Annotated in this window: 23 protein-coding genes; 9 read left to right on the top strand and 14 right to left on the bottom strand. The window is 60.1% G+C overall.

What is annotated here, in order from left to right:
- Nucleotides 1-4: 4 nt before the first annotated feature.
- From J1G35_RS05960 to J1G35_RS05940, 5 genes are all read right to left on the bottom strand, one after another.
- Nucleotides 5-367: a hypothetical protein gene (locus tag J1G35_RS05960; RefSeq protein WP_156338055.1), complete on the bottom strand. Its 363-nt coding sequence runs from the start codon at nt 365-367 to the stop codon at nt 5-7.
- 166 nt (nt 368-533) lie between these two features.
- Nucleotides 534-3,038, bottom strand: a complete 2,505-nt coding sequence (locus tag J1G35_RS05955) for a fimbria/pilus outer membrane usher protein (RefSeq protein WP_223014052.1) — start codon at nt 3,036-3,038, stop codon at nt 534-536.
- 6 nt (nt 3,039-3,044) lie between these two features.
- Nucleotides 3,045-3,761 (bottom strand): fimbria/pilus chaperone family protein, encoded by a 717-nt coding sequence (locus tag J1G35_RS05950; protein WP_223014050.1) that lies wholly within the window; start codon nt 3,759-3,761, stop codon nt 3,045-3,047.
- Nucleotides 3,762-3,859: 98 nt separating this feature from the next.
- Nucleotides 3,860-4,510 carry a DUF1120 domain-containing protein gene (locus J1G35_RS05945; protein ID WP_223014049.1) on the bottom strand — a complete coding sequence of 217 codons (651 nt, stop codon included), beginning with the start codon at nt 4,508-4,510 and terminating at the stop codon, nt 3,860-3,862.
- A gap of 147 nt (nt 4,511-4,657) precedes the next feature.
- On the bottom strand, nt 4,658-5,308 hold the full coding sequence (locus tag J1G35_RS05940; protein ID WP_082340885.1) for a DUF1120 domain-containing protein: 651 nt from the start codon (nt 5,306-5,308) through the stop codon (nt 4,658-4,660).
- A 499-nt stretch (nt 5,309-5,807) separates the two neighbouring features.
- Between J1G35_RS05940 and ppx the strand changes: the two genes are divergently transcribed.
- Complete coding sequence (gene ppx / locus J1G35_RS05935) at nt 5,808-7,310, top strand: exopolyphosphatase (RefSeq protein ID WP_223014047.1); 1,503 nt, start codon at nt 5,808-5,810, stop codon at nt 7,308-7,310.
- Between the two features lie 137 nt (nt 7,311-7,447).
- On the opposite strand, the gene ppk1 is transcribed toward ppx, so the two are convergent.
- Nucleotides 7,448-9,673: a polyphosphate kinase 1 gene (gene ppk1, locus J1G35_RS05930; protein WP_053127768.1), complete on the bottom strand. Its 2,226-nt coding sequence runs from the start codon at nt 9,671-9,673 to the stop codon at nt 7,448-7,450.
- 18 nt (nt 9,674-9,691) lie between these two features.
- Complete coding sequence (gene hemB / locus J1G35_RS05925; protein WP_053127766.1) at nt 9,692-10,705, bottom strand: porphobilinogen synthase; 1,014 nt, start codon at nt 10,703-10,705, stop codon at nt 9,692-9,694.
- Nucleotides 10,706-10,912: 207 nt separating this feature from the next.
- Here hemB and J1G35_RS05920 point away from each other — a divergent pair, with 207 nt between their 5' ends.
- Nucleotides 10,913-11,551, top strand: coding sequence for a DedA family protein (locus J1G35_RS05920; RefSeq protein ID WP_223014046.1), 639 nt, complete (start codon nt 10,913-10,915; stop codon nt 11,549-11,551).
- Here the strand turns inward: J1G35_RS05920 and J1G35_RS05915 are convergent.
- Nucleotides 11,532-12,767, bottom strand: a complete 1,236-nt coding sequence (locus tag J1G35_RS05915; RefSeq protein WP_223014045.1) for a sterol desaturase family protein — start codon at nt 12,765-12,767, stop codon at nt 11,532-11,534. The genes J1G35_RS05920 and J1G35_RS05915 overlap by 20 nt on opposite strands.
- A 116-nt stretch (nt 12,768-12,883) precedes the next feature.
- Between J1G35_RS05915 and elbB the strand changes: the two genes are divergently transcribed.
- A complete protein-coding gene (elbB, locus tag J1G35_RS05910; protein WP_053127760.1) occupies nt 12,884-13,549 on the top strand; it encodes an isoprenoid biosynthesis glyoxalase ElbB in 666 nt (221 codons plus the stop codon).
- A gap of 9 nt (nt 13,550-13,558) precedes the next feature.
- On the opposite strand, the gene J1G35_RS05905 is transcribed toward elbB, so the two are convergent.
- A complete protein-coding gene (locus tag J1G35_RS05905; protein WP_223014042.1) occupies nt 13,559-14,014 on the bottom strand; it encodes a YaiI/YqxD family protein in 456 nt (151 codons plus the stop codon).
- Between the two features lie 2 nt (nt 14,015-14,016).
- Nucleotides 14,017-15,912, bottom strand: a complete 1,896-nt coding sequence (locus J1G35_RS05900) for a cytochrome c/FTR1 family iron permease (protein ID WP_053127756.1) — start codon at nt 15,910-15,912, stop codon at nt 14,017-14,019.
- Nucleotides 15,913-16,180: 268 nt separating this feature from the next.
- On the opposite strand from J1G35_RS05900, the gene J1G35_RS05895 reads away from it, so the two are divergent.
- From J1G35_RS05895 to J1G35_RS05880, 4 genes are read left to right on the top strand one after another with little or no spacing between them, the layout of a single operon-like run.
- Nucleotides 16,181-17,578, top strand: a complete 1,398-nt coding sequence (locus tag J1G35_RS05895; protein WP_223014041.1) for a hypothetical protein — start codon at nt 16,181-16,183, stop codon at nt 17,576-17,578.
- Between the two features lie 10 nt (nt 17,579-17,588).
- Nucleotides 17,589-17,960: a YcfL family protein gene (locus J1G35_RS05890; RefSeq protein ID WP_008439304.1), complete on the top strand. Its 372-nt coding sequence runs from the start codon at nt 17,589-17,591 to the stop codon at nt 17,958-17,960.
- Nucleotides 17,961-17,995: 35 nt separating this feature from the next.
- Complete coding sequence (lpoB, locus tag J1G35_RS05885) at nt 17,996-18,583, top strand: penicillin-binding protein activator LpoB (RefSeq protein WP_053127752.1); 588 nt, start codon at nt 17,996-17,998, stop codon at nt 18,581-18,583.
- Between the two features lie 3 nt (nt 18,584-18,586).
- On the top strand, nt 18,587-19,327 hold the full coding sequence (locus tag J1G35_RS05880) for a penicillin-binding protein activator LpoB (protein WP_223014039.1): 741 nt from the start codon (nt 18,587-18,589) through the stop codon (nt 19,325-19,327).
- Nucleotides 19,328-19,478: 151 nt separating this feature from the next.
- On the opposite strand, the gene J1G35_RS05875 is transcribed toward J1G35_RS05880, so the two are convergent.
- The 3 genes from J1G35_RS05875 to J1G35_RS05865 all read right to left on the bottom strand — a co-directional run bounded on the left by J1G35_RS05875 (nt 19,479) and on the right by J1G35_RS05865 (nt 22,685).
- Nucleotides 19,479-20,111 (bottom strand): LysE family transporter, encoded by a 633-nt coding sequence (locus J1G35_RS05875; protein WP_053127748.1) that lies wholly within the window; start codon nt 20,109-20,111, stop codon nt 19,479-19,481.
- A 91-nt stretch (nt 20,112-20,202) separates the two neighbouring features.
- On the bottom strand, nt 20,203-20,775 hold the full coding sequence (locus J1G35_RS05870; protein ID WP_027608339.1) for a mechanosensitive ion channel family protein: 573 nt from the start codon (nt 20,773-20,775) through the stop codon (nt 20,203-20,205).
- Nucleotides 20,775-22,685, bottom strand: coding sequence for an ATP-binding cassette domain-containing protein (locus J1G35_RS05865; RefSeq protein WP_032884341.1), 1,911 nt, complete (start codon nt 22,683-22,685; stop codon nt 20,775-20,777). The genes J1G35_RS05870 and J1G35_RS05865 overlap by 1 nt, the downstream gene beginning before the upstream one ends.
- Before the next feature lie 50 nt (nt 22,686-22,735).
- On the opposite strand from J1G35_RS05865, the gene J1G35_RS05860 reads away from it, so the two are divergent.
- Complete coding sequence (locus J1G35_RS05860; RefSeq protein ID WP_223014036.1) at nt 22,736-23,200, top strand: TIGR02444 family protein; 465 nt, start codon at nt 22,736-22,738, stop codon at nt 23,198-23,200.
- On the opposite strand, the gene J1G35_RS05855 is transcribed toward J1G35_RS05860, so the two are convergent.
- On the bottom strand, nt 23,197-24,330 hold the full coding sequence (locus J1G35_RS05855) for an AlgP family protein (protein WP_223014035.1): 1,134 nt from the start codon (nt 24,328-24,330) through the stop codon (nt 23,197-23,199). The two genes, J1G35_RS05860 and J1G35_RS05855, sit on opposite strands and share 4 nt — an antisense overlap.
- A gap of 192 nt (nt 24,331-24,522) precedes the next feature.
- Between J1G35_RS05855 and J1G35_RS05850 the strand changes: the two genes are divergently transcribed.
- A complete protein-coding gene (locus J1G35_RS05850; RefSeq protein WP_223014034.1) occupies nt 24,523-25,200 on the top strand; it encodes an FKBP-type peptidyl-prolyl cis-trans isomerase in 678 nt (225 codons plus the stop codon).
- Nucleotides 25,201-25,227: the final 27 nt, after the last annotated feature.

Raw genomic sequence — 25,227 nt, 5'->3', positions numbered from 1 at the left:
TCGCTCAACCACCCGGCACCCATTCAAAACGCCCGCTACCCTCCAGCAACGTTTTATCGCGTACTGAGGGCGCGGGGTTCGATAGAAAGGTGTCAACCTGCACCTGTGCAGAAAAAACCCGCCCCCTGACAGGCTGTCCAGCCTTCAGCGCCACCAGCGCCTGGTCCGGCCGCAGCTGACCACTGCGCTCGGCGCGGTTGTGCAGCGGTGCCAACTCTATCGCCTGGCCATCCAGCAGTGGCTGCTGCAGCGTCAGGTCAAACCGCCCCTCCCGGCCGAACCTGAAACCCTGGGCGTCGGCCGGCAGTCCCAGAAAACGCACGGCAATCACCGTAGCCTCTGAGCACACCACGTTCAGACGCACCATGCGTTTACCCAGGAAAATCCCGCGCGGCTCGGGCGTTGTAGCGGGGCGCAGAAGCCCGTAATCAATGTGTGGCTGGCTCACTGAGAGGCGGCACTCGGAGGCCGAGGCCTCAAAAACCGCCAACAGGCTTACCAGAACCCCAAGCGCTCCCGGCGCCAGGGCACCGCTAGCTGCAGATCGCCACTGTGCTTTCATAAAGTTGGCCCTCATCGTTTTGTTCCGACAGGTCGAGTTGCAGTTTGCAGGACGTCGCGTTCGGCGATGACACGGTCAGGGCTTGTGGCGCATCGATGCTGTTGAGGAAAATCAGGCCGTCTCCGACGACTGTGGTCAGGAAGGTATTGTCTGCGGCCAGCACCGAAGCGCCTTTGGCCAACGGTTGGCCACCAGGGTCAACGGCACGCAACAGCACCCGTCGGACCTTCACCACGTCAAAGTCGACCGTGCTGAACGAGCCTCGCCCAGCCTCCAGGCTTTTGATGCCGTTCTTGATATCGATCTGGCGTGGCAGGGATTTGCCTTCCACCTCGACCAGACTGGCCTGATAGGCAGGCAAACCGGGGATCACCGCCATGCCCCAGCGATCAGTCCATACAGGCCCCTGGGGCGTGGTGATGCGCGCGCCTGAAACATCGCCAACCGACACGACCCCAAACGTGTCCTCGACCCTGTACGGTGAGAGCGTCAGCCCACGCTCATGAGCCACAATCGCGCCCTGCAACTGCCCGCTATAGCTGGTGTTGCTCGAGTCCCGGTTAACGCCCAGGCCCAGTTGGGCATAACGGGACGTCGTGTTGAGCGTACCGCCCAGCGCATGCCGGGCGGCCGCGCCCAGGTCGCTGTCGGCACGCAGTTCATAATTGAGCGTGTCGTCGACGCGCTCACTGAAAGCTGTACCGATACTCGATCGACTTCCCTGGCGCCTGGCGGTGGAAGTCAGCGAGCGATCGCTCCCCAACGGAGCACTGACCTGCAATCGAATGCCGACCCCATCGTTGTCATCCTTGTTTTCGCCGGAAGCGCCCAGCTGCGAATCCACGCTCACACCGACATTGGCGTACTTGAAAGGCTTGTTCCAGGAGGCGTGGACATGCTGGGAGGTGCGATTGTTGAAATGTGCAGCACGGGTGTATCCGACCGCGAATCCGCCAAACTGTGGGTTCGCCCAGTTCAACCCCGCCGTGTATTGGTGCTTGAAACGCGAGTCCGTTCCGTCGCCCCTCTCATTGCGCAAGGTATCGAGCACATCGCGATAACCGGGTGTCTGGGTCGTAGCGCTCAACGTCAAGTGCACGTCACCCGGCAAGGCGCTGCCCAAGGAGACGCTGTTACCCACACCCCGCACGTTGTTCTTGCTGTCCTGCGAAACGTTGTTACGCAGGCCAACAGAGAATCGCTGGGCGAAATGACTGTCCAGTGCCAACCCCACCGAATGGTAATGATCGGTCAGCTGAACACCCGAACTGAGGGCGGTATCGGCAGTGAGGGCCCAGGTCCCGGTACCCATGGCCAGCAGCGGTTCATCGGCACCGCTGCGGTCCACATCCCGAACCTTGCCGACGGCTGCGGTATACCCTGATTTCACCGGCACCGCACCGCGAAAAGAAGCGGCTGGCACGACGAAGCTACGCTGCCCGCCACGGGTTTCGATAACCCGGACTTCAAGGTCGCTCGTGCCGTTGAGCAGCGGCAGGTTGCTCAGCGCAAATGGCCCTTCCGGCACGACGGTGGTGTAGATCAGTGCCCCCGACTGACGCACCTCTACGCGCGATTGGCTCAGGGCCTGACCTTCGACCACCACGCCATTGCTGCCGCCACCGCCTTCGACACCGTCCGGAGACAGCTGAAAACCGGTCAGTTGCACACCACCAAATACCGAACTGCTACCCGATATCTGACCCACCTGAAACGTAGACGCCAACGACGCAATGTCTCGTTGCGCATAAGCGTACAAATGCTCTGTCTGTGAGCGACCATCGGTAGAGATATAGAGCTGACGGCTGCGGGCAATCCAATCGCCGAGGTTGAATCCGACCTCCGTCGACGCCGACAGAAAACGGCCCCTGGCCTCTCGCGAATGGCTGTTGATCCCTTGCAAGTCATAGTTGAGCAGGCCGGCCGTGCCTCCTCGGGCGAAATGCCCAGTACCTCGTTGCGGCTCACGCATCGCTTGGGTTGGAACCACGAGCGACACTTCTTCGCTGCCTGGACGCAGGTTCAATACCGTGCTGGGAAACTCGGCAAGAAAGTCATGGCAGGCCTGATCAGCGGCAACCTGTTTGTCTATCACCGAGGCGGGTACACGCAGGCCTGCTTGGTCCAACAACCCACGGGTAAAGCACAGCTCCCCCTCATGGTTGAACCGCGCATCGGTCAATCCAATACGCTCGCCATTAACGCTCAGATCGACGACCCGAACGCCTTCACTGAAGCGGGGTGCATTCTGAAAATAGCGGGCAACCGATGGATCAAGCCCGCGATGCGCCAAGATCGCCAGATCGAACCCCAGGGTAGACGCCCCAGGCCCGGCATACACAGGCCCAGCGACGCCCGAGAACACTGCGACGCAGACAGAGAAACTGACTCGGTGGAACGTAAAGGACGCTTCGGTCTTTTTCGCGTTACGTCGGTTGTTACGAACTGCGCCGTTGACCTCGTTTATTTTTCTCATACGCAGTCACGGCGTGTTGGCTACGAGCAGGGCATCGTAGTTATCTACGGTAAATCCATAGACCGTGGCAGGCGCGATGGTGACTGATGTGGCATCAGGGCTGGGGCTCGAAAACTCGGTGCTCAGCACCTCCCCCGGCAGGACATAGGTGCGTGAAAGATAGGCTTTGGCTTTTTGCGGGTTCAGTTGCACCTCAGCCGCCAGACGAACGACATAGGGACTGTCGTTACGCACGCTCAAGGTTTTGCCCTGGAGACTCCAGGTCAGCAACTCCCAAGGCGCATTGTGCTGGGGCAGGCCTTTGGGGTGGAGAATCAATGGCAGGTTTTGTCGCAGGCTGATACCGATCGTCGCCCCCGACCCAGGTTGGGTTTGTGGAATACCCTCGAAGGTCACACGTTTCAAACGCTGGGTCTTGAGCGGTTCCTTGCCGACCGCCAGAAACCTCACCATTTGTAATTCGCCAGCATCCACCCGAGAAACAGGCGGAGTAACAATCACCAGCGGCTCAAGATCTTCAGGCACATCTTCAATTGCCGCATGGAGCAGCGCAGGCTTGGCGTCAGTGTTTTTGACGTTAATGCTGACCTCACCATCCGCTTCATTCAGCACGATGACAGTGGTTTCAGGCTCCATGCCATCGGCGTGCGCTGCACCGCATAAAAGAAAGCTAAAGCACACGCATAACGCAGAAAAAAACGTTGACTTCGAGAAGATACCCATTCGTTCTGTCCTTTACTTCGAGCACAGCAAAACAGCCAACACAGGTTAAAACTTCAAACAGTCGAAGTTTCAACCTGCGCTCGCCGACCCAGCCTTGTTTACAAGTAGCGCAACTCTAATGTGGCATGCCCATCCAGACTGAGGCCTTCACCGATGGAGAAAGCGGAGGTCTTATTGATGACGCCTTGAACTTGCAGGTTTCCAGAAACAACGGACAACCTAATCGGCGTGGCGGTGCCAGAGGCCCAACTTGTCAAATGCGGGGGTTGTGCCAGGGCTCCGTCGCCGAAACTCCAGGTAGCACCGTTATTGTTAGACCCATTAACCCTGACAGACTTGCCGTCAGCAATGGTATTCGCCATGAACATGACGTAACCGCCCACCTTCTCACCTTTGGACGAAGTACCCAGGCCATAGTTGAAGGCGTCGACATAGGTTGCGTTAAATGCACTCTGCATCATCCCAGGCACTTTACTGCTTGCTCGATTGTCCTGAGTCCTGATGCTTACCAAGGTAGGTGCGTCACACCTGACTATGAAAGGCGTACTTTTCTTATCCAGCCTGGTGTAATGGGTGGCGCTCAGCGAGCTCGGCCGAATCATGCCGTAGTCAAACACCGAATTGGTTATCGTAAAGCTGCAACTTGCAGGAGCAATAGTGCCTTTAACGCGTACATCAGCTGCGTGGGCGTTCATACCAGCAACGCCAAAAAACAGCCCCATTAATAAAAAAACTTTCTTTTTAATCACCCACCGAGCCCTCATTCAACGTCATCAATGACGCCCAACAACTTATCTTCCTTGATCGATTGATTTTCAAAACGCAGCCACAAGGGAAACATGCCCAAGGCCGTCAATGGCGTCGATTCACTGCAGCGAACACCGCAGATAGGTTTCTTAGAGATAGACCAATTCCAGCGTAGTATGACCATCCAGGCGTATTTCGCTGTTCATCGTCAACGCAGAGGTCTTGTTAATAACTGGCTGCACCCTCAGGTTGCCCGAGACAACTTTCAACCTTATAGGCGTATACGCGGACCCTGAACGCCAACTGCCCAACTCCGGCGGTTGCCCCAGGACTTGATCTGTGTAGTGCCACGCCCCGCCATTATTGAAGGATCGCGCAAGAAGAACTGCTTTTCCATCGGCAACGTTATTTTCCATGAAAACAACATAACCGCCGATGTTTTCACCTTTAGCCGTAGTACCCAGCCCGTAATTGAACCCATCGTGATAGGTCTTGTTATACATGGTCTGCATCATGCCAGGCACTTTGCTGGAAGCACGATTGTCCAGCGTCTTGATGCCAACCATCATCGGCGCTGAGCAATTGACAGTAAACGGTGTGCCTTTTTTTTCCAACTTGGTGTAGTTTGTATCGCTCAACGAACCAGGATTGATTCGCCCATAATCAATGGTCGAATGAGTGATGGAAAAACTACAACTGGCCGGGGCAATAGAGCCCTTGACACGTAAATCCGCAGCTTGGGCACTCAGGCCAGAAACTGCAAGAATCATCCCCACCAACAGAGTACTTTTATTTATCATCTGTCAATCACCTCACTCTCAGAAATCATTTACAGGTGCGCAGCTAAACTTTCAAAAACCGCAAAAACAGACTCCGGGCGTTCAAAACATAGCGCCACCCGAGATCCCGACCTATAAACAAATACCACCACGGCACAATTGCCGAGCCAAAGTATTAACATTTCGCCCCTTCAGTAAAACAGGAGAAATCTCAATCATCGTAAGAGCAATCGGCAGCCGCCCTCCCACACCGGCACAATTACTGTACGAATTGAAATAACAATCAGGAGGACTAATAAAAAACCGCGTAGGAATTAGTTACTCCTCCGGCAAACAGAGGTTTCTAAAAACAAAGACTACGCATGGGTCGCTCTTGTAATACAACTGTCACAAACATTTCCTACAACCCGCCTCGACGATTACCCGCGAGGCGCTGATTGGAAATCCTCTGGCGCTACGCGTTGGCGTCAGCGGTCGATCGTGGCACGATGGCAAGGTTATCGACCGAGACCCCCTAACCATGCCGCAATTCCAAGCCAAGAATCTGTCCCTGATCGCCGCCATCGACCTGGGCTCCAACAGCTTTCACATGGTCGTGGCCAAGGCCCAGAACGGCGAAATCCGCATCCTTGAGCGGCTCGGAGAGAAAGTGCAACTGGCTGCCGGGATCGACGATGAGCGCCAGCTCAATGAAGAATCCATGCAGCGCGGGCTCGATTGCCTCAAGCGTTTTGCCCAACTGATCAACGGCATGCCCCTGGGCGCCGTGCGAATCGTCGGCACCAACGCCTTGCGCGAAGCCCGCAACCGTGGCGAATTCATCCGCCGCGCCGAAGAGATCCTCGGACACCCTGTAGAAGTCATCTCCGGCCGTGAAGAAGCACGCCTGATCTATCTCGGCGTGTCCCACACCCTGGCCGATACCCCCGGCAAGCGCCTGGTGGCGGATATCGGTGGCGGCAGTACCGAGTTCATCATCGGCCAGCGCTTTGAGCCGCTGCTGCGTGAAAGCCTGCAGATGGGCTGTGTCAGCTATACCCAACGCTATTTCAAGGACGGCAAGATCACTACGGCGCGCTATGCCCAGGCCTACACCGCAGCGCGGCTGGAGATCATGAGTATCGAGCACGCCCTGCACCGCCTGACCTGGGATGAAGCCATCGGCTCGTCCGGCACCATCCGTGCCATCGGCCTGGCGTTGAAAGCCGGCGGCCATGGCACCGGTGAGGTCAACGCCGAAGGCCTGGCGTGGCTCAAACGCAAGCTGTTCAAGCTGGGGGATGCCGAAAAGATCGACTTCGACGGCATCAAGCCCGACCGCCGCACCATCTTCCCGGCCGGCCTGGCGATTCTTGAGGCGATCTTCGACGCCCTCGAACTGCAACGCATGGACCACTGTGACGGCGCCCTGCGCGAAGGCGTGCTGTATGACCTGCTCGGTCGCCATCACCACGAGGACGTGCGTGAGCGCACGCTCAGCTCGCTGATGGAGCGTTATCACGTCGACCTTGAGCAGGCCGCCCGTGTGGAGCGCAAAGCCCTGCATGCCTTCGATCAGGTGGCCGAGGACTGGGACCTGGAAGATGGCGTATGGCGCGAACTGCTGGGCTGGGCCGCCAAGGTGCATGAAGTGGGCCTGGATATCGCCCACTACCATTATCACAAGCACGGCGCCTACCTGATCGAGCACTCCGACCTGGCCGGCTTCTCCCGGGAAGACCAGCAGATGCTCGCGCTGCTGGTGCGCGGCCATCGTCGCAATATCCCCAAGGACAAGTTTGCCGAGTTCGGCGATGAAGGCATCAAGCTGATCCGCCTGTGCGTGCTGCTGCGCTTTGCGATCCTGTTCCACCATATCCGTGGCACCCAGGAAATGCCCCAGGTGACACTGCGCGCCAACGGCGACAGCCTGGATGTGGTGTTCCCGAAAGGCTGGCTGGATGAGAACCAACTGACCCAGGCGGACTTCGCCCAGGAAGCGGAGTGGCTGACACGGGTGGGGTTCAGCCTGAACCTGCGCTGACCCGATCTAAAGAACACTGCAAAACAAATGTGGGAGGGGGCTTGCCCCCGATTACGGTGTGTCAGTCGCGAATACTTTGACTGAACCACCGCCATCGGGAGCAAGCCCCCTCCCACATTTTCAGAGCGTGTTGTCTGTTAGTTCACCGACAGAATCGGGCTACCCAACTTCTCCAGCAACGTCGCCTGGGCGCTGCGCGGGTTCTGGTTGCCGGTCGGCGTGTTACGCACGTAGCGGCCATCCGACTGCAGGCTCCAGCTGTGGGTGTTGTCGGTGAGGTAGCTTTCCAGCTCCTTCTTGACCCGCATGATCAGCTTCTTGCCTTCCACCGGGAAGCAGGTCTCCACGCGCTTATCGAGGTTGCGCTCCATCCAGTCGGCGCTGGAGAGGAACATCTGCTCTTCGCCCCCATTGAGGAAGTAGAACACCCGGGTGTGCTCCAGGAAGCGGCCGATGATCGAGCGCACATGGATGTTATGCGACACACCGACAATGCCCGGACGCAGGCAGCACATGCCACGCACCACCAGGTCGATGCGCACACCGGACTGGCTGGCCTTGTACAGCGCGCGGATGATCTTCGGATCGGTCAGCGAGTTGAACTTGGCGATGATGTGCGCCGGCTTGCCGTCGAGGGCGAACTGGGTCTCGCGGGCAATCATGTCGAGCATGCCCTTCTTGAGGGTGAACGGCGCGTGCAGCAGCTTCTTCATGCGCAAGGTCTTGCCCATGCCGATCAACTGGCTGAACAACTTGCCGACGTCTTCGCACAAGGCATCGTCGGAGGTCAGCAGGCTGTAGTCGGTGTAGAGCTTGGCGTTGCCGGCGTGGTAGTTGCCAGTACCGAGGTGGGCGTAGCGCACGATTTCACCGGCTTCGCGGCGCAGGATCAGCATCATCTTGGCGTGGGTCTTGAAGCCGACCACGCCGTAGATCACGACCGCACCGGCCGCTTGCAGACGGCTGGCCAGTTGCAGGTTCGACTCTTCGTCAAAGCGCGCCCGCAACTCAATCACCGCCGTGACTTCCTTGCCGTTACGCGCGGCGTCTACCAGGGCATCGACGATTTCCGAGTTGGCGCCGCTGCGGTACAGGGTCTGGCGTACGGCCAATACATGCGGGTCCTTGGCGGCCTGGCGCAGCAGGTCGACCACCGGAGTGAAGGACTCGAACGGGTGCAGCAGGAGGATGTCCTGCTTGCTCACCACGCTGAAGATGTTCTCGCTGTTTTGCAGCAGTTTCGGGATCTGCGGGGTGAACGGCGTGTATTGCAGTTCCGGATGACTGTCCAGGCCAGTGATGCTGAACAGGCGTGTGAGGTTCACCGGGCCGTTGACCTGGTACAGCTCGGATTCGGCCAGGTTGAACTGCTTGAGCAGGTAGTCCGACAGATGTTTCGGGCAGGTATCGGCCACTTCCAGGCGCACCGCATCGCCGTAGCGCCGCGAGAACAGCTCGCCGCGCAGGGCACGGGCCAAGTCTTCGACGTCTTCGGAGTCCAGCGCCAGGTCGGCGTTACGGGTCAGGCGGAACTGGTAGCAGCCCTTGACCTTCATGCCTTGGAACAGGTCATCGGCGTGAGCGTGGATCATTGACGACAGGAATACATAGTTGTCGCCAGCGCCCCCCACCTCTTCCGGTACCTTGATGATCCGTGGCAGCAGACGCGGTGCCGGGATGATCGCCAGGCCCGAATCGCGGCCGAAGGCATCGATGCCTTCCAGCTCGACGATAAAGTTGAGGCTCTTGTTCACCAGCAATGGGAACGGGTGCGTCGGGTCGAGGCCGATGGGGGTGATGATCGGTGAAATCTCGTCACGGAAGTACCGGCGCACCCAGGTTTTGATCTTGGTGGTCCAGTGGCGGCGACGAATGAAGCGGACCTGATGTTTTTCCAGTTCCGGCAGCAGGATGTCGTTGAGGATCGCGTATTGGCGGTCCACATGACCATGCACCAGCTCGCTGATGCGCGCCAGGGCCTGGTGCGGCTGCAGGCCGTCGGCGCCGGCTTGTTCACGGGCGAAGGTGATCTGTTTCTTGAGGCCGGCGACACGGATCTCGAAGAACTCGTCCAGGTTGCTGGAGAAAATCAGCAGGAATTTCAGGCGTTCCAGCAACGGGTAGGACTCATCCAGCGCCTGTTCAAGCACGCGGATGTTGAATTGCAGTTGTGACAGCTCACGGTGGATGTACAGGCTGCTGTCATCCAGGTTGGTCACCACCGCGGCCACCGGGGCCGGGGTTGGCGCTTCGGCTACCACGGCAGGCGGGGCCGGCTCATGTTCCGGGGGCGTCTCGGTGACTTGTTCCACCACCGGGTGAGCGTCTTTTACGGCAACTTCGGAGAGTCCTTCGGTATTCATCGAGTGTTCCTGTGAGGGCTATTGTTGCTCTCTAAGCAATTGGGCGGCGCGGGCGGCGAAATAGGTCAGGATGCCATCAGCCCCGGCACGTTTAAAGGCCGTCAAGGATTCAAGGATCACCCCTTCACTCAACCAGCCATTTTGTATTGCAGCCATGTGCATGGCGTATTCGCCACTGACCTGATACACAAAGGTCGGCACTTTGAATTCCTCTTTGACCCGGTAAAGGATGTCCAGGTACGGCATCCCGGGCTTGACCATCACCATGTCGGCGCCTTCGGCCAGGTCGGCGGCCACTTCGTGCAGCGCTTCATGGCTGTTGGCCGGGTCCATCTGGTACGAAGCCTTGTTGGCCTTGCCCAGGTTCAGCGCCGAGCCCACCGCATCGCGGAACGGCCCGTAGTAGGCGCTGGCGTACTTGGCCGAGTAGGCCATGATCCGCACATTGACGTGGCCTGCCAGCTCCAGGGCTTCGCGAATCGCCTGGATACGGCCATCCATCATGTCCGACGGCGCAACCACCTGGGCGCCTGCCGCCGCGTGGGACAAAGCCTGTTTGACCAACGCATCGACGGTAATGTCGTTCTGAACATAGCCGTCTTCGTCCAGAATGCCATCCTGACCGTGGGTGGTGAACGGGTCCAGCGCCACATCGGTGATCACCCCCAGCTCCGGGAAACGCTCGCGCAGGGCGCGGGTGGCGCGCTGGGCGATCCCATTCGGGTTCCAGGCTTCGGCAGCGTCAAGGGACTTGAGTTCAGACGGCGTGACCGGAAACAACGCCAACGCCGGAATCCCCAACTCGACCCAACCAGCGGCTTCTTCAAGCAGCAGATCAACGGTCAAGCGCTCTACACCTGGCATAGATGCCACCGCTTCCCGACGATTTTCGCCGTCGAGCACAAACACCGGCAGGATCAGATCATTCGTCGTCAGTACGTTTTCACGAACCAGGCGGCGAGAAAAATCATCACGGCGATTACGGCGCAGGCGAGTAGCAGGGAACAGGCGATTGGCAGGGGTAAAGCTCACGACAGACTCCTGAGCCCGGGTTTACGGGCGAGCGTTGCAGTTATAAGCGGGCATTATGACGAAGGTATGACAGTTGTGCTTATCGACGCGACCTGTAGCCGCATTCGTCGTTTATGTAGGAATTGTTCACTTCGTGACACATCTCGATACTTTCACGAATGTTCATGAAGGCGTAGGCTGCGCGTTCATTTCGCCAGCACCCAGACCATGCTTCAACAATTTCTGCATGACTTCGGCTACTTTGCCCTCTTCCTAGGCACGTTCTTCGAAGGCGAAACCATCCTGGTTCTCGCAGGCTTCCTGGCGTTCCGTGGATACATGGATATCAACCTGGTGGTGGTCGTTGCCTTCTTTGGCAGCTACGCCGGCGACCAGCTTTGGTACTACATGGGGCGCAAGCACGGCCGCAAACTGTTGGCGCGCAAGCCGCGCTGGCAATTGATGGGCGACAAGGCCCTGGAGCACATCCGCAAGCACCCGGATATCTGGGTGCTGAGCTTCCGCTTCGTCTACGGATTGCGCACGGTGATGCCGGTGGCCATTGGTCTTTCCGGTTACCCACCGATGCGCTACCTGATCCTCAACGGTATCGGCGCCGCGATCTGGGCTGCCGCGTTGGGGGCTGCGGCTTATCACTTTGGCGCGGTGCTGGAAGGCATGCTTGGCAGCGTCAAGAAATACGAGCTGTGGGTACTGGGCGCCTTGCTGTTGCTGGGCTTTGGCCTGTGGCTGCGCCGCCGCTTCAAGAACGCACGCATCGCCCGCCAGGCCTGTGCCGATGCCAAGGCACGGCTCGCAGCCGCCGAGCCGGCCCCGGCAGAACCCCCTAAGACACCAGTCGAGTAAGCCGGCCTCTGCAGCAGTAGAGGCCAATCCCGCTGAGCAGGCTGTAGCTCGCCAGCCCCAGCCAGGCCAGGTTGCTGGCCGGCCACAGCCCGACCAGCGGCGCCAGCCACACCAACGGCACATTCAGCGCCAGGCACATCAGCTCGGCCTTTAAGGCCCATGGGCGATTCTCCAGGGCCACGCCGAGGGTAAACAACCCAAGCGCCATCGCACTCCAGCCGACAATCAGCGCTGCACTGGGCAGCCCCTCGCCGAAATTCATCAAGTAGCTGCCAAACCCCACATACGCCGCGAACTGCAGGGCGATATAGACCTGTTGGCGCGTGTCCAGCGGCACTTCGAATTTGCGGAACTGGCTCAAGTCGGGCTTGGCCAATGGATACTTGGCCTTCACGTCCGCCGGGCGCCAACCGGTGCGCATAAACCAGATGCGCAGCTTGTCCCACCGACTCTCGGTACGCCGTGCATCACTCCAAAGCTGTGCATAAAACTGCAGGTTGGCCCACAGCGGGTTCCAGCTGGCCAAGGGTGTGGTCACGCCGAAAATCACCGGTTCGTTGTCGTCTTCTTCCTGGAAGGTACCGAACAGCCGGTCCCAAAGAATGAACACCCCGCCGTAGTTGCGATCCATGTAGAGAGCATTCTGTGCATGGTGGGCCCGATGATTGGATGGCGTGACGAAAAACCACTCGAACCAGCCAAGCTTGGGCACGTGCCGGGTATGCACCCAGAATTGATACAGCAGGTTGAGGGACGCCACGCTGATAAACACCACCAGCGGCACGCCAAGCACGGCCAGGGGCAGGTAGAAAATCCAGCTCAGCAGGAAGCCGGTGCTGGTCTGGCGCAGGGCGGTGCTGAGGTTGTAGTCCTCGCTCTGGTGATGCACCGAATGCGCGGCCCAGAGGATGTTGCGCTCGTGCCCCATCCGGTGGAGCCAGTAATAACAGAAGTCGTAGAACACAAATGCGAACACCCAGGTCCAGACACTCTGGGCAGGCAGCTCGATCAACGCCAGGTGCTTGAGGGCGAACGCATAGGTCAAAAGCCCCACGCCCTTGGTCAACAAGCCAGTGGTGGTGGACAGCACGCCGGTGCTGAGGCTGTTGATGGCATCTGCCACGCGGTAGTTGCGCTGACCACGCCAGCGGTCCGCGAGCAGCTCCACCACAATCAAGGCAATGAAAAACGGTACCGCGTAAGGCACGAAGTCCATGGTCTGGTCCGGTCTATTTTTGTTACATCAAGATTAGGTGCAGCGGCGTGAGATCCCATTGGCAACAGGTTACAAATTAGTAGACATTTAACGCCAAGACCCCAGGAGAAATGCCCATGAGCAAAAAAATTGCAGTGATCCTTTCCGGCTGTGGCGTGTACGACGGCGCAGAAGTCCACGAAAGCGTGATCACCCTGCTGCGCCTGGATCAGCGCGGCGCTCAGGTCCAATGCTTTGCACCGAACATTGCGCAGTTGCACGTGATCAACCACCTCACCGGCGAGGAAATGCCCGAGTCGCGCAATGTACTGGTGGAGTCGGCGCGGATTGCCCGAGGCGCCGTGCAGGACATTGCCGAGGCGAATGCAGAAGACTTCGATGCGTTGATCGTGCCCGGCGGGTTTGGTGCGGCGAAGAACCTATCGGACTTTGCGCTGGAGGGCGCTGCTTGCAGCGTCAATCCGCAGGTACTGGCGTTGGCTGAAGCCTTTGCCGAAGCTGGCAAGCCGGTGGGCCTGATCTGCATTTCGCCGGCTCTGGCCGCGAAGATCTACGGCCCGGGCGTGACCTGCACCATCGGCAACGACACCGATACCGCCGCCGCCCTCGACAAGATGGGCGCCACCCACCAGGAATGCACGGTTGAAGACATCGTAGAAGACAAGGCCCGCAAACTGGTAAGCACCCCGGCCTATATGCTCGGTAAAAGCATCAGCGAGGTGGCTTCCGGTATCAACAAGCTGGTGGATCGGGTGCTGGAACTGACTCACGAGAACGACTGAAGCCCGCGCCTACACGGGCTTCATCAAACGGGTGAGGATCCGGTCCAACGCATTGGCAAACGCCTGCTTGTCCTTTTCCCCATGGGGCGGTGGACCACCGCCCATCTGGCCTTGCTCACGCAGATCGGTGAAGAGGTTACGCACCGCCAATCGCTCGCTCATGTTCGCGGGGCTGAATTCCTTGCCACGCGGGTCGAGGGCAGTGACACCCTTCTTCACCAGCCGGTCGGCCAGGGGCACATCGCTGCAGATCACCAATTCACCGGGCACTGCATGTTCCACCAGGTAGTCATCCGCTGCGTCCGGGCCGCTGGGCACCACGATCAACTTCACACACGAGAAGCTCGGCTTGATCTGGCTCTGCCCGGCCACCAGCAAGACCTCAAACTGGCGCTTGAGGGCAAACTTCACCACCTGATCCTTGGCGGCCCGAGGGCAGGCGTCGGCGTCGATCCATACCCGCATGGTCAGGCCGCCACACGGCGTTTTTCGGCCAGACGACTGCGGCCATACAGCACCACAATCGCCAGGATCGCCACGGCCTGTGCACTCAACGAATACGCATCGGCATGGATGCCCAGCCAGTCGAAGTCAAAGAACGCCACCGGCCGCGTGCCGAAGATACCGGCTTCCTGCAACGCCTTGACGCCATGACCAGCAAACACCACCGACAGCGCACACAGCAGCGCCGCATTGATGCCGAAAAACAGCGCCAGCGGCAGTTTCGCCGAACCGCGCAGGATCACCCAGGCCAGGCCCACCAGCAGCACCAACGCCGTGGCACCACCCGCCAGCACCGCGTTGTGCCCGGCCGGGCCGGCTTGCAGCCACAGGGTTTCGTAGAACAGGATCACTTCGAACAGCTCGCGGTAGACCGAGAAGAACGCCAATATCGCAAAACCGAAACGCCCACCGCCGCCCACCAGGCTGCTCTTGATGTAATCCTGCCACGCCGCGGCATGGCGACGGTCGTGCATCCACACACCCAGCCACAGCACCATTACGCTGGCGAACAGCGCCGTGCAGCCTTCGAGCAGTTCGCGCTGGGCGCCGCTGACGTCAATCACATACGCCGCCAACGCCCAGGTGGCCAAGCCGGCCAATAGCGCCAGGCCCCAGCCGACGTTGACGCTGCGCACCGCCGATTGCTGGCCGGTGTTGCGCAGGAACGCGAGGATCGCTGCCAGCACCAGGATCGCTTCCAGGCCTTCGCGCAGCAGGATCAGCAGGCCGGAGATGTAGCTCAACGACCAGCTCAGGCCATCGCTGCCCAGCAAGCCTGCGGATTCGGTGAGCTTGCCCTTGGCCACGTCCAAGCGTTGCTGCACCTGCTCGATCGGCAGGCCGTCCTGCAATGACTGCCGATAAGCCATCAACGCCTTCTCGGTGTCCTTGCGCACGTTGGCGTCGACGTTATCCAGTGAGCTTTCCACCAGCTCGAAGCCTTCCAGGTAGGCCGCTACCGACAAGTCATAGGCTTGTTCGTGGTCTCCGTTACGGAACGCCGCGAGGCTTTTGTCCAGGGTGGTCGCGGTGTAATCGAGCAGCTGCGCCGGGCCACGCTTGACCTGCGGCGGTTGCGCACGCTGGGCGCGGAAGGTTGCGGCAGCTGCCGGGCCGTTTGCGGCCAGTACTTCATTGGGCGTCTGGCGGGCCAGGTCGGCGAGGTTGAAAGGCTGTTCACTCTTGGCCGCAGCCGGGTCGGCGGTGAAGCCGGCGATGTAGGTGGCCAGGTCCCAGCGCTGGCGGTCATCCAGTTGGTCGGCAAAGGACGGCATATCGGTGCCTTCGACGCCCAGGCCCAGGGTGTTGTAGATCGCGTAGAGGCTCAGGCGATCCAGGCGCGCAGCATCCGTCAAGTTGGCCGGCGGCGGGGTCATCCCCACGCCGGCCGGGCCATCGCCGGCACCGACAGTGCCGTGGCACACCGAGCAATGCTGGGCGTACAGCGGTGCGCCGCGCGTTGGGTCGGGCGTGATGGCCGGGGCTTGGCTGACTTCATACGCGACCGCCAGCTTGGCACCCAGTTGCCGGGCCTGGCGAGCAACGCCGGCGCCGTCTGCGTGAGCGGTAACCGCCGCCAGCAGCTCGTCGACGCCCTTCACCAGCTCCGCACGCTCGGGCTTTTGCGGTAAATCAGCCACCAACCCCTGCAACACCCCGAGAAACTCCACCTGCTCGCGGTATTCCCCATCATCCACAACCTTGCCCGCCGCCACCGTCGGTGGGTAGTCAGCGCCAATGTAGTCCAGCAAATGCAGGGCTTGTGGGGCGCCCTCGGCAGTCGCGGCCAACAGATTGACGCTGCACGACATCAATGCCGGCAACAGCAGCCAGGCGAGAAAACGGAAAGGGGCAATCATGAATGAATCTCAAGTGGAAATACGAAGTAACACATTGTTAAGCCTTAAAGGGTTTGACTCAAGGCGTTAGTGATTTGTCGTTTGCGAGGGCGGGAAATTTCAGCGGCGCAGTAGTGGCATCCACGTCAACTCAATCAAAGCAAAAAGCCATTGTTTTGCCAGTAACGGTGCTTATAATGCCGCGCCCTGTTAGTGCGAAAGGGAATTTAGTTTCTCGTTTTTATGAGGAATTACCACGTCGATCGACCACTTTCAGGGAAGAAGTTACATGGCTTTTCGCGCCTTAACTCCGCTTGCGCTCACGGCGGTCACCTTACTGTCCGGCTGCTCGATGTTCCGCAGCTACGACACCGAGCTGCAAGCCACCAACCAGCAGCTGGCCAGCGGCAATGTCGACGCCGCCTTGACCCTGCTGGAAAAGAACAACACCGGCGAAGACAAAGACCTGCTGTATTTCTTCGAAAAGGGTGAGTTGTTGCGGGCCAAGGGCGACCTGACCGGCAGCCAGACCGCCTGGCGCAGCGCCGACCTGCAAGTCTACAAGTGGGAAGAGTCGGTCAAGTTCGACAGCGCAAAGTACCTGTCCCAATTCGGCAGCTTCCTGGCCAACGACAAGGTGCGTCGCTACGAAGGGTATGACTACGAAAAAGTCATGCTGACCACACAGATGGCCCTGAACCTGCTGGCCCTGAATGACTTCGACGGCGCCCGTACCGAAATCAAGAAGACCCACGAACGCGAAGCGGTGATCGCCGACCTGCGCGACAAGGAATACCTCAAGCGCGAAGACGAAGCCGAGCGCCAAGGCGTGACCACCCAGATCAAGGACCTGCAAGGCTACCCGGTGCAAGCCCTCGACGCGCCGGAAGTGGTCGGCCTGAAAAACAGCTACCAGAGTGCGTTCAGCCATTACCTGGCGGGCTTCGTCTACGAAGCCCTGGGCGAAAAAGACCTGGCCGCCCCCGGTTATCGCAAGGCCATTGAGCTGCGTCCTAACACGCCATTGCTGGAAAAAGCGCTGCTCGACCTGGAAAAATCCAAGGTCGGCGCCGATGAAACCGACGTGCTGATCGTGGTGCAGAGTGGCCTTGCGCCCGCCCGCGACTCGATCCGCCTGCCACTGCCGATCCCGATCAATGGCAACCTGGTGATCACCCCGCTGTCGTTCCCGGTGATCAAGGCCGACACCTCCACGGCGACCTTCGCCCAGATCGGTGTCGACGGCCAGCAACAGAACCTCACTGCGCTCAACAGCACCACGGCCATGTCCCGCCGCGCCCTGCGTGACGACATGCCAGGAATCATCCTGCGCACCACCGTGCGCGCGGTAAGCCGTGGTGTGGCGCAGAACAACCTGAACAAGACCAACCCCATGGCAGGCCTGGTACTGGGGATCGCCTCGGCCGTGACTGAAGGCGCCGACACCCGCACCTGGCGCACCCTGCCGGACATGACCCAGGTCACGCGCCTGCGCCTCAAGCACGGCGACCACCAGGTCAGCCTGCCCAACGCCTTGGGCGGCACGCTGGTGACGGTCAAGGCCGATCAACGCTACCAGGTGATCACCCTGCGCGTGGTCGGCAACCAGGTGTTCGCCGGCGGTCTGGCCGCCCATGTGGTGCAGAGCTATCCGCCCCAGGCCATTGCCACCCTCAAACAACCTTAAGGAGCACGCTATGCGTCACTTCATCCTCGGCGCCCTGGCGCTGGTCCTGCTCGCCGGCTGCGCCACCCCACCGCCGCCGGAGCCTGGCAGCGCCGCGAGCAAGATCGTGGTGATGGGCAAGTTCAAGGGCATCGCCGTGGGTGCCATTCGTGTGGCCCGCGAGAACGGCTTCCTCACCGCCAAGGTGCAACTGAGCAACATCACCAGCAGTAACCAGATGATGTATTACCGCTTCGCCTGGCTGGGCGCCGACGGATTCCCGGTGGGCGATGAAGAGACCTGGAAAGTGCTGAACCTGTACGCCAACCAGGCGACTTTCCTGCCGGCGATTGCCAACTTGCCCCAGGCTGCGGACTTCCGCCTTGAAGTCAAAACCCCTTGAGCCGTTCATCCTTTTTGCTGCTGAGAGATTTCCCCATGCTTGCACGCTTCTCGATTCTCGCCGTGGTGGCCGTCCTGGCCAGCGGTTGCGCGAACACCTCCCCGGTACTGGGCGGTAAAAACATCAGCTACGGCGACACCAAGGCCGTGGAGTTGGTGACCAACGAGTTCGGCTCCACCGACCTGCAGATGATCGCCGAAAGCATGACCCGCTCCCTGGCCCAGTCCGGCATCCTGCAAGGCCGCCCGGTGGTGCAGGTGTATGACGTGAAGAACAAGACCAGCGAGTACATCGACACCCGCGAGATCACCACGTCGATCAAGACCCAGCTGATGAAGACTGGCACCGCCCGCTTCGCCAGCGACAACACCGACATGCAGAGCCAGGTCGACCAGCTCAAGCTGCAAAACCAGAGCGGCTTGTACAAGAAGTCCACCGTCAGCAAGACCGGCAACATGGTCGCGGCCAAGTACCGCCTGGAAGGCTCCATCAGCTCCATCGTCAAGCGCAGCTCGGACTACAAGGACGTGTTCTACAAGTTCAGCCTGCAGCTGATCGACGTCGAGAGCGGCCTGGCTGAATGGATGGACGAAAAAGAAATCCGCAAGACCACGGAGCGCTAAGCAATGCGTGCATGGATTGGTTTGATCGGCCTGCTGTGCGCCTTTGGCGCCTCGGCCGCGCCGAAGATCGCGGTGACCGACCTTGCCTACCAGGCGCGGGTCGAGGAGTACATCCACCTGGTTTCGGCCAGCAACAACTTCCAGGCCAGCGCTTATAACGCCAGCGGTGCATCGAACTACAGCGAGTACGAGAGCCGTAGCAGCTACATCGAGCAGATCGAGCTGCGCAAATTCAGCGGTGATATCAAGGGGGAGATTCTCAAGTCCCGCCAGTTCCAACTGGTGCAGGGCACGCCCTACACCGCCGATGCCAAGGGTGACGTCTATGACGTGATCAAGCGCATCAAGGCCGGTGACTTCAAGGGTGCGGACTACGTGCTGTTCGGCACGCTGTCAGACATCGACTTCACCCAGGACATCAACGCCCTGGACCACACCAACAGCTACTCGGCAGTGCTGGGCCTGACGCTGGTGGCGGATTTCAGCCTGATCAATACGCGCACCTACGAAATCACCTCGGCGTTCACCGCCATGGGCGAAGGCCAGGACACCAAGCTGGTGAACAGCCGCGACATGCGCGTGAGCCTGAACCGGCCGCGCGTGGTGAAGGAAGTGTCGAAGGCACTGGGTGAGGACGTGGCACGGCAACTGGCAGAACAGTTGGGCGGCGGCTATCAAGAGCCTGGCCAGCCGGTGTTGCGCAATAACCTGCCAAGGGATGAAGCGCCGAAGATCCTGCGCTGAAGGGTAATCCTTTGGAAACACACAACCTATGTGGGAGGGGGCTTGCTCCCGATAGCAGGGTGTCAGTCAGCTTAGCTGTAACTGAGACACCGCCATCGGGAGCAAGCCCCCTCCCACACTTTTAACTCGGTTTCTTCAGAGGTACCGAGGTTTACGCCGTTGCGCGATGCAAGCTGGCCAGGAAACCCGCAGCCCCCACGAACAAGCCGGCAAACGTGCGGTTCACACGCTTCTGCTGCTTAGGCGTGCGCAACAGGCGCAAGACTTTCGACGCCAACCCCGTGTACCCCGCCATCACGATCATATCGACGCTGATCATCGTCGCACCGATGATCAGGTACTGGACCAGCAACGGCGCCTGCGGATTCACGAACTGCGGCAGCACCGCGAGCATGAACACCAGGGCCTTGGGGTTGCTGGCGTTGACCAGGAAACCCCGGAACATCATCGCCAGCGGCTTGCCGATCGGGCGTATCGCCGCGTCATCGGCCAGGTCCATGGGCAAGGCGCGCCATTGCTTGATGGCCAGGTACACCAGGTACGCCACGCCAAACCATTTGATCGCATAGAACGCGGTCGACGATGCCGCCAGAATGGCGCCCAAGCCGCCCGCGACCACGGCAATCTGCATCGCCAGGCCCAGTTGCAGGCCGATAGCGTTCCAGTAGCCACGTACAAAACCATATTGCAGGCCGCTGGACATCGACGCGATGGCGCCGGCACCAGGGGAAAGGGAGATGATCCAACTGGCCAGGAAAAAGGCCAGCCAAGTGTCGAGTGCCATTGCACACCTCGGTAAAGAGTCAGCGGTTGTTGTGCCTTAAGCTAACTCCGCTGGCCAGAGGCTGGCTATAGGTTTTTACAGGATGTAATCGCTAGCGGTCGCCAGGGAACACATGGGTGCCGGGCCAACGCCGTACCGAGCGCTGGAAGAACAGGCTGTTAGGCACCTGCACGATGGCGCTGTCGGTGCCTGCTGCTTCCACTTCGATCAGCGTGGTGTAGAGCAAGTTGATCGCCACCACCCTGCCCTTCACGCCTGGCTTGTCGACGGTATCGACCAACTCGACGATGTCACCGAGGCGAAACGGCCCCACCGTGAAGATCAGGATCGCGCACAGCAGGTTGGACAACACCGACCACATGGCGAAGAACGCCACTGCCGCCACCGCGACAAACCCCGACAGTGCCGTCCACAGCACCGTAGCGGACACGCCCAGGCGTTCCAGCACAAAGATCAGCGCACTGCCCATGATCAACCAGCGCAGACCACCGCGCAGCGGCATCAGCAGTTGCGGCGGGAACGGGTAGCGCTCACCCAGGCGGGTCAGGCCTTTGGCGACGAATCGCTGGGCAACGTAACCGGCCAACAGGATCAGCAGGATTTGCACGCCGATCCACACAGGCTCGATCCATTGCGCCGGCAGCGGCAATTGCAACGCTTCCATCAGGACAGCGCCTCCAGCTCCGCTTGCAGGGTTTCCAGCAGTTCGAGGGCCTCCATCCAGGTTTCCTCCAATTGCCCTTCGCGCACCTTGAGCTTGGCCTGTTCAGCCAGCAGGTCGCGCAACTCATCCTTGCGTGCGGCCTCGTACACGGCACTGTCGCCCAGGCTGGCTTCGATCTTGGCCAGACGCTCGTGCACCTTGCCCAACTCCGCCTCAAGCTTGTCGGCTTCGCGCTTGTGCGGCGCCAACTGCTGGCGCAGTGCGGCAGCGGCCTGGCGCTGGGCTTTCTTGTCGGTCTTGTCCGGGTTGACCGGGGTGTTGCTGACCGGTGCGTTGCGCAGACGATAATCCGTCAGCCAGCGGGCGTAGTCGTCCAGGTCACCGTCGAACTCTTCGACTTTGCCATCCGCCACCAACAGGAAGTTGTCGGTGGTGCTCTTGAGCAAGTGGCGATCGTGAGACACCACCAATACTGCACCGCTGAACTCCTGCAAGGCCATGGTCAGCGCCAGGCGCATTTCCAGGTCGAGGTGGTTGGTCGGTTCGTCGAGCAGCAGCAGGTTCGGGCGGTCCCAGGCGATCAACGCCAGGGCCAGGCGGGCTTTTTCGCCGCCGGAGAAATTCAGCACCGGCTCATCGATGCGCGCGCCACGGAAGTCAAAGCCACCGAGGAAGTCGCGCAGGGTCTGCTCGCGCTCGGTCGGCGCCAGGCGTTGCAGGTGCAGCAACGGACTGGCCTTGGAGTCGAGGGAGTCCAACTGATGCTGGGCAAAGTAGCCCACCACCAGGTTCTCACCACGGGTCAGGCGACCGGCCAGGGGTTGCAGCTCGCCCGACAGGTTCTTGATCAGCGTCGACTTACCCGCACCGTTAGGGCCGAGCAAACCGATGCGTGCACCCGGAGTGAGTTGCAGCTTGACCTTCTCCAGGATGGTTTTCTCGCCATAACCCAGGCGGGCATCCGAAAGATCCAGCAACGGGCTGGAGATCTTCACCGACTCGCGGAACACAAAGTCGAACGGTGAATCGACGTGGGCCGCCGACAGTTCTTCCATGCGCTCCAGGGCCTTGATCCGGCTCTGGGCCTGGCGGGCCTTGGTGGCCTGGGCCTTGAACCGGGCGATGTAGCTTTCCATGTGCGCACGCTGCGCCTGCTGCTTCTCGAACGCCTGCTGCTGCTGGGCCAGGCGCTCGGCACGCGCACGTTCGAACGCGGTGTAGCCGCCACGGTAGAGGGTGATTTTCTTCTGTTCGACGTGGGCGATGTTGTCGACCACGGCGTCGAGGAAGTCCCGGTCGTGGGAAATCAGCAGCAAAGTGCCCTGATAGCTCTTGAGGAAGTCTTCCAGCCACAGGATCGCATCGAGGTCCAAGTGGTTGGTGGGTTCGTCGAGCAGCAGCAGGTCCGAGGGGCACATCAGCGCCTGGGCCAAATTCAGGCGCATGCGCCAGCCACCGGAAAAGTCCGCGACCGGACGGTCCATCTGTTCGTTGGTGAAGCCAAGGCCGGCTAGCATCTTGCGGGCGCGGGCGTCGGCGGTGTAGCCGTCGGCGCTGTCGAGTTCCGCGTGCAGACGGGCCTGGGCGGCGCCGTCCTGGGCTTTCTCGGCCTCGGCCAGGTCGTGTTGCACCTGGCGCAGACGCAGGTCGCCATCGAGCACGTAGTCGATCGCGATGCGGTCCAGGGTGTCGATCTCCTGGCGCATATGGGCGATACGCCAGTCGGCCGGCAGCAAGCAGTCCCCGGAATCCGGGGTCAGCTCACCCAGCAACAGGGCGAACAACGTGGATTTGCCGGCGCCGTTGGCACCGATCAGGCCGGCTTTGTGACCGGCGTGCAGGGTCAGCTCGGCGTCTTCGAGAAGACGTTGCGGGCCACGCTGTAATGTTAGGCTTTGAAGTCGGATCATAATGGCGGCGGAGTCTACCAGCTTCGTTGGCCGCTGGCTTGGGTGTGAATATGTGCGCTGACCTGTGGAGCTTTGCCCTCTCGACTTACGCCCGCCCGGGCGTCGAGGCCGCCTGCCTGCGCTTGCAGGAGCAAGGGGCGGATGTGTGCCTGCTGCTCTGCGGCGCGTGGCTGGAACAGCGGGGCGTGGCGTGTGTGCCCGAGCGCGTGCATGCATTGCAACAATTGGCGCGCCCTTGGCAGGCGCAGGTGATCGAACCATTGCGGCAAGTGCGTGTGCAGTGGCGTGCAATGGCACAGCAGGATGAGCAATTGAAGGCGTTACGCGAACGGGTCAAAACCCTGGAACTGGATGCCGAACGGCAATTGCTGGCGCGCCTGGAAGCATTAACGCGGGCATGGCCGACAGGGGAACTGACTCAACAGCCGTGGCTGGAAGGTCTGGCGGCTGAGGATGCCGCCAACCTTGACCATGACGCGCTGCAGCAGCTGCGCGTCATGGTCACCGGCACTTAGGAAGCGCTGGTTGGGGTGGTGCTTGGCGCTACCGGTGCAGGGGTGCTGCTGGCCGATGCGGTTGGAGCGGTGGACGCTGCCGGAGTAGCAGCAGGTGCTGCTGGCTTGGCCGGTGCTGGTTTTGCAGCAGCAGGCTTGACGACTGGCTTTGCAGCGGCAGGCTTTACGGCTGGTTTTGCGGCAGCAGTTTTAGCGGCTTGCTTCGCGGCTGGTTTTGCAGCAGCAGGTTTAGCAACTGGCTTCGCGGCTGGTTTTGCAGCAGCAGTTTTAGCAGCTGGCTTGGCGGCTGGTTTTGCAGCAGCGGTTTTAGCAACTGGCTTCGCGGCTGGTTTTGCAGCAGCAGTTTTGGCAGCTGGCTTGGCGGCTGGTTTTGCAGCAGCGGTTTTAGCAACTGGCTTCGCGGCTGGTTTTGCAGCAGCAGTTTTGGCAACTGGCTTGGCGGCCGGTTTTGCAGCAGCGGTTTTAGCAGCTGGCTTGGCGGCTGGTTTTGCAGCAGCAGTTTTGGCAGCTGGCTTGGCGGCTGGTTTTGCAGCAGCAGTTTTAGCAACTGGCTTGGCGGCTGGTTTTGCAGCAGCAGTTTTGGCAGCTGGCTTGGCGGCTGGTTTTGCAGCAGCAGTTTTGGCAGCTGGCTTGGCGGCTGGTTTTGCAGCAGCGGTTTTAGCAACTGGCTTGGCGGCTGGTTTTACAGCAGCGGTTTTGGCAGCTGGCTTGGCCGGTGCTTTAGCAGGTGCACGAGCACCCAGCACTTTCGCTACAGCTTCCTTAACACGACCAACACCCTGGGCCAATTTCAGGCTTTCTTGGGCGTCTTTTTTCAGTTGGGAAATGTAGGTGCGGGTTTCAGCTTGGCGATCCTTGAGGGCGTCCAGCAGGTCCTCAAGTTCTTTGACAGCGTCTTTGGCTTTGGCTTGAGCCTTGGCCTTGCCAGCAGTGGCGGCATCTTGCAGTTTGGTGCGGGATTTGTGCAGTTTTTCTTGCGCTTTACCGCGTTGTTTTTCCAGCTTGGCGAGCAGTTTTTCTGCATCGGCCAACGCTTGGGAACATGCGCTTTCCAGATGTTCGAGCAAGCTGCCCGAAAGTTGTTGGAGTAAATGCAACGGGGTATTTACAGGCTTCTGTTTGGCCGACATGGTTTACCTCCTGGCTGACGTGGGTGCGGCTCATACTAGCCCTCTGCTCTTACCGCCGCTAGGGCATGTTGACAGTATCGTTTGCGTTGCGTTGCACCGTGCGAAAATTCTTATCGATATAACGAAAATACGCGGCACTTTTTGCACTCACGCACTGGCATAATCCGTCGCACTTTCGGCAGGAGAATGCCCATGTCGCGTTACCTTTTTCTTGTGCTGGGCCTGGCGATTTCCGCGGCCAATGCGAGCGAGCAATCACCGTCAAAAACCACGCCCCAAGACCAGCACGACCTCGCGTACAGCCTGGGCGCCAGCCTTGGTGAGCGTCTGCGCCAGGAAGTCCCGGACCTGCAGATCCAGGCCTTGATCGACGGCCTCAAGCAGGCTTATCAAGGCAAGCCGCTGGCGTTGGATAACGCACGCATCGAACAGATTCTCGCCCAGCATGAAGCGCAGGCCGAGGCCGACATCCAAGCCCCAAAAAGTGAAAAGGCGCTCGCCGTCGAACAGCAGTTTTTAGCCAAAGAAAAAGCCGCGAAAGGGGTCCGCGAGTTACCCGATGGAATCCTGCTCACGGAACTGGCACCCGGCAGCGATACCAAGCCAGGTGCGAATGATCAGGTTCAAGTGAAATACGTTGGACGATTGCCCGATGGCACGGTCTTCGATCAGAGCACACAGCCCCAGTGGTTTCGCCTGGACAGTGTAATCAGCGGCTGGAGCAGCGCGTTGCAGCAGATGCCGGTGGGGGCCAAATGGCGTCTGGTGATCCCTTCGGCCCAGGCCTATGGTGCCGACGGTGCGGGAGAGTTGATCCCGCCCTATACGCCACTGGTATTCGAGATCGAATTGCTCGACACCCGTCATTGACCCAATAAAAAACGGCGCGCCATGCGC

It is taken from the genome of Pseudomonas sp. SH10-3B, assembly GCF_019891415.1.
Classification (GTDB): Bacteria; Pseudomonadota; Gammaproteobacteria; order Pseudomonadales; family Pseudomonadaceae; genus Aquipseudomonas.
The sequence above is the reverse complement of the archived record's forward strand: the minus strand, read 5'-3'. Positions and strand labels throughout refer to the sequence as shown.

Coding starts and splice junctions, on each gene's coding strand:
- J1G35_RS05960 (WP_156338055.1), bottom strand. CDS start 367: ATGGTGCGTCTGAACGTGGTGTGCTCAGAGGCTACGGTGATTGCCGTG.
- J1G35_RS05955 (WP_223014052.1), bottom strand. CDS start 3,038: ATGAGAAAAATAAACGAGGTCAACGGCGCAGTTCGTAACAACCGACGT.
- J1G35_RS05950 (WP_223014050.1), bottom strand. CDS start 3,761: ATGGGTATCTTCTCGAAGTCAACGTTTTTTTCTGCGTTATGCGTGTGC.
- J1G35_RS05940 (WP_082340885.1), bottom strand. CDS start 5,308: ATGATAAATAAAAGTACTCTGTTGGTGGGGATGATTCTTGCAGTTTCT.
- ppx (WP_223014047.1), top strand. CDS start 5,808: ATGCCGCAATTCCAAGCCAAGAATCTGTCCCTGATCGCCGCCATCGAC.
- ppk1 (WP_053127768.1), bottom strand. CDS start 9,673: ATGAATACCGAAGGACTCTCCGAAGTTGCCGTAAAAGACGCTCACCCG.
- J1G35_RS05920 (WP_223014046.1), top strand. CDS start 10,913: ATGCTTCAACAATTTCTGCATGACTTCGGCTACTTTGCCCTCTTCCTA.
- J1G35_RS05915 (WP_223014045.1), bottom strand. CDS start 12,767: ATGGACTTCGTGCCTTACGCGGTACCGTTTTTCATTGCCTTGATTGTG.
- elbB (WP_053127760.1), top strand. CDS start 12,884: ATGAGCAAAAAAATTGCAGTGATCCTTTCCGGCTGTGGCGTGTACGAC.
- J1G35_RS05905 (WP_223014042.1), bottom strand. CDS start 14,014: ATGCGGGTATGGATCGACGCCGACGCCTGCCCTCGGGCCGCCAAGGAT.
- J1G35_RS05900 (WP_053127756.1), bottom strand. CDS start 15,912: ATGATTGCCCCTTTCCGTTTTCTCGCCTGGCTGCTGTTGCCGGCATTG.
- J1G35_RS05895 (WP_223014041.1), top strand. CDS start 16,181: ATGGCTTTTCGCGCCTTAACTCCGCTTGCGCTCACGGCGGTCACCTTA.
- J1G35_RS05890 (WP_008439304.1), top strand. CDS start 17,589: ATGCGTCACTTCATCCTCGGCGCCCTGGCGCTGGTCCTGCTCGCCGGC.
- lpoB (WP_053127752.1), top strand. CDS start 17,996: ATGCTTGCACGCTTCTCGATTCTCGCCGTGGTGGCCGTCCTGGCCAGC.
- J1G35_RS05880 (WP_223014039.1), top strand. CDS start 18,587: ATGCGTGCATGGATTGGTTTGATCGGCCTGCTGTGCGCCTTTGGCGCC.
- J1G35_RS05875 (WP_053127748.1), bottom strand. CDS start 20,111: ATGGCACTCGACACTTGGCTGGCCTTTTTCCTGGCCAGTTGGATCATC.
- J1G35_RS05870 (WP_027608339.1), bottom strand. CDS start 20,775: ATGGAAGCGTTGCAATTGCCGCTGCCGGCGCAATGGATCGAGCCTGTG.
- J1G35_RS05865 (WP_032884341.1), bottom strand. CDS start 22,685: ATGATCCGACTTCAAAGCCTAACATTACAGCGTGGCCCGCAACGTCTT.
- J1G35_RS05860 (WP_223014036.1), top strand. CDS start 22,736: ATGTGCGCTGACCTGTGGAGCTTTGCCCTCTCGACTTACGCCCGCCCG.
- J1G35_RS05855 (WP_223014035.1), bottom strand. CDS start 24,330: ATGTCGGCCAAACAGAAGCCTGTAAATACCCCGTTGCATTTACTCCAA.
- J1G35_RS05850 (WP_223014034.1), top strand. CDS start 24,523: ATGTCGCGTTACCTTTTTCTTGTGCTGGGCCTGGCGATTTCCGCGGCC.